Below are 5,217 nucleotides of genomic sequence, written 5' to 3'. Positions count from 1 at the left end.
GGATGCGCGGCCCGAAGACCTTCGCCATCAGCAGGTAGAGCAGGGCGAACAGGAACAGCAGATAGACGATCTGCCCGAACCAGTGCTGGAACTCGAACTGGGGCAGGCCGCCGGACTCGTGCTCGCCGCCGTGGGCGGCCTCGGTCGTGGCGTGCGTGTCCTCGATCGCGACCGGATGGGCCGCGTCCTCGGGCAGGACGGGTTGGGCGGTGAGGGTCATCTGCGGGCCTGTCGGGGAACTGGAAAGGCTCAACCGGCGGCGCGGAGGTCCGCGCCGCCGACGGAGTCGAGTACGAGATCCAGATCAGGATGCCCATGACGAAGGCCAGGATGCCGAGGGCTTCGGCCAGAGCCGCGCCGACGAACAGGTTGCCGATTTGCGAGCCGGCGGCCGACGGGTTGCGCAGGGCGCCCGCCAGGAATTGGCCGAAGATGTTGCCGACGCCGATGCCGGCGCCGATCATGCCGCACATCGCGATGCCGGCGCCGATGAGCTTGGCGGCTTCTGCTTCCATGGTCTTAAGTCCTAGTCTGGGGTTGATTGGTGAGGGACGGAACTGGACCGGGCCTTAGTGGCCGTCGCCCAGGTTGACCACATCGTTGAGGTAGATGCAGGTCAGAACAGCGAAAACGAAGGCCTGAAGGAAGGCCACGAGGAACTCGAGCGCGGTCAGGCCGATGGTCATGCCCAGCGCGAGGGGGAAGATCAGCACGCCGAACCAGCCGGCGGCGCCGATGACGGCCGTGGCGACGAAGCCGGCGAACACCTTCAGGGCGATGTGGCCGCCCATCATGTTGCCGAACAGACGAAGGGTCAGGGTCAGCGGGCGCAGCAGGAAGGAGAAGAACTCGATCAGGCCGACGATGGGGCGCATCACCAGCGGCGCGCCGGTGGGCCAGAACAGTTTGAGGAAGTTCGCGCCGTTCTTCACCAGGCCGACGATCACAACGAGGCCGAAGGTGATCAGGCCGAACGTGGCCGTCACGGCCAATTGCGAGGTGGCGGTGAAGCTGAGGAACATGCCCAGCAGGTTCATGCCGAGGATGAAGGTGAAGACGGTGAAGACGAACGGGAAATATTTCTTGCCGTCGTGACCGATGATCGACTCGGTGAGGCCGTCGATCATGCCGAACAGGGTCTCGCCCACCGCCTGGGTGCGGCCCGGGACGACCTTGGCGTTGGAGGTCACCAGAAACAGGAAGCCGACCACCAGCAGGAAGCCGATGGTCATCGCCAGGTGCGAATTGGTGAAGGCCAGATGCACCGTGCCGACGACCGGCAGCGTCACTTCGCCGAAGTCGAGGGCCGGCGTTAGCGGCGCAACCTGAAACTGATGTAGCGGATCGGCCATCGGGCGATCAGGCTCCCTGGTCTTCTTCGTCGTCGAAGGGAACCGATTGCGGCTCCCCGTGCTTCTTCGCCTCGGCCATCAGGCGCTGCGCCGTGCGCCACGCCATCCATACCGAGACGGCGAAGCCCAGAAGGACTCCGCCGATGATTCCCACCGGCGTCGTGCCGGCGAAATGGTCGATCCCGAAGCCGATGGCCAGGCCGACGAAGACGCCGCCGAACAGGTCGGCGATGATCTTCCACGCCTGACCCGCCGCCGCCTGTCCCGCCGCCTCGTGAGAGATCTGGCGAGCCGTGCGGGCCTCCAGATCGGATGCGCCTTTGGCGAGACGAGCGATCGCCTCTTCACGCGATTCCGGCTGGGTTGACATGGGCGGCCTCAGCACTCCGGCACGGATGCCGGAGGGGGTCTGAATTCGGCGCGGAACCTATAGGCGGACCCCCCGCAGGTCAAGGCGGTGTGGAACGGCATTAGATCGTTGATTTTCCGCACGATTGTTTCCCGGTTCGGCGGGCGTGGCGAACGGTCGCTGGAGCGGGCGCGAATTCGGGGCACGAGTCTGCGTCGCCCGGCTCGAAGGCCGGGATGGCGGGTGCGGAGAGTTCATCGTGCAGCCGACGGCGGTGCTTGCCGCTACCGCGCTGCGGTCTGGAGGCAGTTGCGGGCGGTGTAGAGGCCGTTGAGGTAGTGCCAACGGTTCTCGTCGGCCTCGCGGCGCTCGCGCCGGGGCGCGTTGAGGGCGTCGACGCCGGCCATGACCAGACCCGCCCCGGGAATCAGGGCGGCCGCCCCGGCCTTGGCCACCCCCCCGAGGGCGCCGCCTGTCGGCGTTCCGCCCATCCGCTCGCTGAGCGTCGCGGCCTCGTCGGCGATCTGGTGGCACGTCAGGCGGGCGTCGCCGGACCGGGCGACCTGGGCCGCGTCGCCGGAGGGCTGACCGGTCGCGCAGCCGCCGAGCAGCAGCGTCGCGGCCACGAAAAGATGAACTCTCACAATCGGTACTCCACCTTGTCCTGTCGGGGACAGAACGGGGTGGGCCGGGTCGGGTTGCCGAAGGCGGCCTTCAGGCCCGGGCGGCGCGCGAGGCCTCGATGCCCAGCGTCGTGAGAGCGGCGGCGGCGATGTGTTCGGCGTTGAGGCCGGCTGCTGCGTACATGGCAGCCGGATTGTCCTGGTCCTGGAAGATGTCCGGCAGGTGAAGGGTGCGGATCTTAAGGCCGGCGTCGAGCGCGCCCTTTTCCGCCAGCATCTGCAGCACGAAGGCGCCGAAGCCGCCCATGGCCCCCTCCTCCACCGTGATCAGGCAATCGTGCTCGCGGGCGAGGCGGAGGATCAGGTCCTCGTCCAGCGGCTTGGCGAAGCGGGCGTCGGCGACGGTGGCGGAGACGCCTCGGGCGGCCAGGGCGTCGGCGGCCTTGAGCGATTCCTGCAGGCGCGTGCCGAGCGACAGGATGGCGACGGTCGTGCCCTCGCGGACGATGCGGCCCTTGCCGATCTCGAGCGGGGCGGCGAGCTCGGGGATATCCACCCCCACGCCGTCCCCGCGGGGATAGCGGAAGGCGGACGGGCGGTCGTCGATCTCGAGCGAGGTGGCGATCATGGCCGCCAGCTCGGCCTCGTCGGCGGCAGCCATCAGCACCATGTGCGGCAGGGCGCCCATGAAGCCGATGTCGAACGAACCGGCGTGGGTGGCGCCGTCGGCCCCGACCAGGCCGGCGCGGTCCATGGCGAAGCGCACGGGCAGCTTCTGGATGGCGACGTCGTGGACGACCTGGTCGTAGCCGCGCTGGAGGAAGGTCGAATAGATGGCGCAGACCGGCTTCATGCCGTCGGCGGCGAGGCCCGCGGCGAAGGTGACGGCGTGCTGTTCGGCGATGCCGACGTCATAGGTCCGCTGGGGATAGGCCTGGCCGAACAGGTCGAGCCCCGTGCCCGACGGCATGGCGGCGGTGATGGCGACGATCGAGGGGTCGAGCGCGGCGCGCTTGATCAGCTCGGTCCCGAACACCTTCGTGTAGCTGGGAGCGTTGGATACGGCCTTGGCCTGCTGGCCCGAGACGACGTCGAACCTGGCCACGGCATGCAGCTTGTCGGCGCTGGATTCGGCCGGGGCGTAACCCTTGCCCTTCTGCGTCACGACATGGACGATGACCGGACGGTCGGTGATGGCGGCGGCGTTCCTGAGGATCGGAACGAGATTGTCCATGTCGTGCCCGTCGATCGGGCCGATGTAATAGAAGCCCAGCTCCTCGAAGAAGGTGCCGCCGACGATCATGCCGCGGGCGTATTCCTCGGCCTTGCGGGCGGCGTTGCGGAACGGGCGCGGCAGGTGTTCGGCGACCGACTTTCCGAAGCGGCGGAAATTGCGATAGGCGCCGCCCGAGACCTGTTTGGCCAGATAGGCGCTCATGCCGCCGACGGGCGGGGCGATCGACATGTCGTTGTCGTTGAGGATGACGACCAGCTGTTTGGTCGTCTCGGCGGCGTTGTTCATCGCCTCATAGGCCATGCCGGCCGACATGGAGCCGTCGCCGATCACGGCCACGACCTTGTTCGATTCGCCCTTCTGGTCGCGGGCGGCGCAGAAGCCGAGGGCGGCGCTGATGGAGGTCGAGGCGTGGGCGGCGCCGAAGGGGTCGTATTCACTCTCCGACCGCTTTGTGAAGCCGCTGAGGCCGCCGGGCTGGCGCAGGGTGCGGATGCGGTCGCGCCGGCCGGTCAGGATCTTGTGCGGATAGCACTGGTGGCCGACGTCCCAGATCAGGATGTCCTTCGGCGTCTCGAACACGTGGTGCAGAGCCACGGTCAGCTCGACCACGCCAAGACCGGCGCCGAGATGGCCGCCGGTGACGGAGACGGCGTCGATGGTCTCGGCCCGCAGTTCGTCGGCCAGTTGCTTCAACTGCGCGATGTCGAAGCCCCGCGTGTCGGCGGGGAGATGGACCTGGTCGAGAAGCGGGGTGTCGGGCATGCGGAGGTTCGTACCTGAGCCTTTGGTCTTCCAACACGCTGTAGCGCAATTCGCTGCGCGTCGCGTCGAAGCTGTCGGGAAAATCCGTGCAGGACCGATGCATCTACCCCGGGCGGCCGGCCGGCGCGAGAGTCCACGTCGTCGTTGGGGCCTTCGTTCCGGGGACGGCGGCGACGGCGCGGGCGCTCAGGAGCGGCGCTGCAGCACGAAGTCGACGCTGGCCTTGAGAATGTCGGCGTCGGAACCGAACGGGTCGAGGTGGGCGCGGGCCTGGTCGGCCAGATGCGCGACGCGATGCCGCGCCGCCTCGATGCCCAGCAGGGTGACGAAATTGGTCTTGCCCTGGGCGGCGTCCTTGTTGGCCGCCTTCCCGAGGATGTCCTCGTCGCCCTCTACGTCGAGCAGGTCGTCGACGATCTGGTAGGCGAGGCCGATGTCGTGGGCGAAGCTGATCAGGGCCTGGCGGTGGGCCTCGCGGGCGTCGGCGATGATCAGCGGGATCTCGAAGGCGTAGGTGAACAGGGCCCCGGTCTTGAGCCGCTGCATGCGGGCGACGCCGCCGAGGTCGTCGCGCACGCCGAGCAGGTCGATCATCTGGCCGCCGGCCATGCCGCGCGCGCCGGAGGCCAGTGACAGGCGGGCGGCCAGCTCGCAGCGGACGGCCGGGTTCTCGTGGGTGTCCGGGTGCAGCAGGATGTCGAAGGCGGCGGTCTGCAGGGCGTCGCCGGCGAGGACGGCGGTGGCCTCGTCATAGGCGCGGTGCACGGTGGGGCGGCCGCGGCGGACGTCGTCGTCGTCCATGCACGGCAGGTCGTCGTGGACCAGGCTGTAGGCGTGGACGCATTCGAGGGCGCAGGCGGCGCGCAGCACCGGCCGCTCCTCGATGTCGAACAG

General features: G+C 68.5%; 5 protein-coding genes and 2 pseudogenes. All 7 read right to left on the bottom strand.

Annotation, left to right across the window (positions count from 1 at the left end; all coding sequences use genetic code 11):
• Nucleotides 1–220: pseudogene (locus tag VGD32_RS12555) on the bottom strand (hypothetical protein); the annotation flags it as partial.
• An 82-nt stretch (nt 221–302) separates the two neighbouring features.
• Nucleotides 303–515: pseudogene (locus tag VGD32_RS12550) on the bottom strand (F0F1 ATP synthase subunit C); the annotation flags it as partial.
• A gap of 54 nt (nt 516–569) precedes the next feature.
• Complete coding sequence (locus VGD32_RS12545) at nt 570–1,352, bottom strand: F0F1 ATP synthase subunit A (protein WP_331032222.1); 783 nt, start codon at nt 1,350–1,352, stop codon at nt 570–572.
• A gap of 7 nt (nt 1,353–1,359) precedes the next feature.
• Nucleotides 1,360–1,722, bottom strand: a complete 363-nt coding sequence (locus tag VGD32_RS12540; protein ID WP_331032221.1) for an AtpZ/AtpI family protein — start codon at nt 1,720–1,722, stop codon at nt 1,360–1,362.
• Between the two features lie 263 nt (nt 1,723–1,985).
• Nucleotides 1,986–2,345: a hypothetical protein gene (locus VGD32_RS12535; RefSeq protein ID WP_331032220.1), complete on the bottom strand. Its 360-nt coding sequence runs from the start codon at nt 2,343–2,345 to the stop codon at nt 1,986–1,988.
• 70 nt (nt 2,346–2,415) lie between these two features.
• Complete coding sequence (gene dxs, locus VGD32_RS12530; RefSeq protein ID WP_331032219.1) at nt 2,416–4,323, bottom strand: 1-deoxy-D-xylulose-5-phosphate synthase; 1,908 nt, start codon at nt 4,321–4,323, stop codon at nt 2,416–2,418.
• Between the two features lie 186 nt (nt 4,324–4,509).
• On the bottom strand, nt 4,510–5,217 hold a 708-nt coding region (locus VGD32_RS12525), incomplete at its 5' end, for a polyprenyl synthetase family protein (RefSeq protein WP_331032218.1).

The organism is Brevundimonas sp., assembly GCF_036402095.1.
Taxonomy (GTDB): Bacteria; Pseudomonadota; Alphaproteobacteria; order Caulobacterales; family Caulobacteraceae; genus Brevundimonas.
This window is presented reverse-complemented; position numbering and strand designations above follow the sequence as displayed.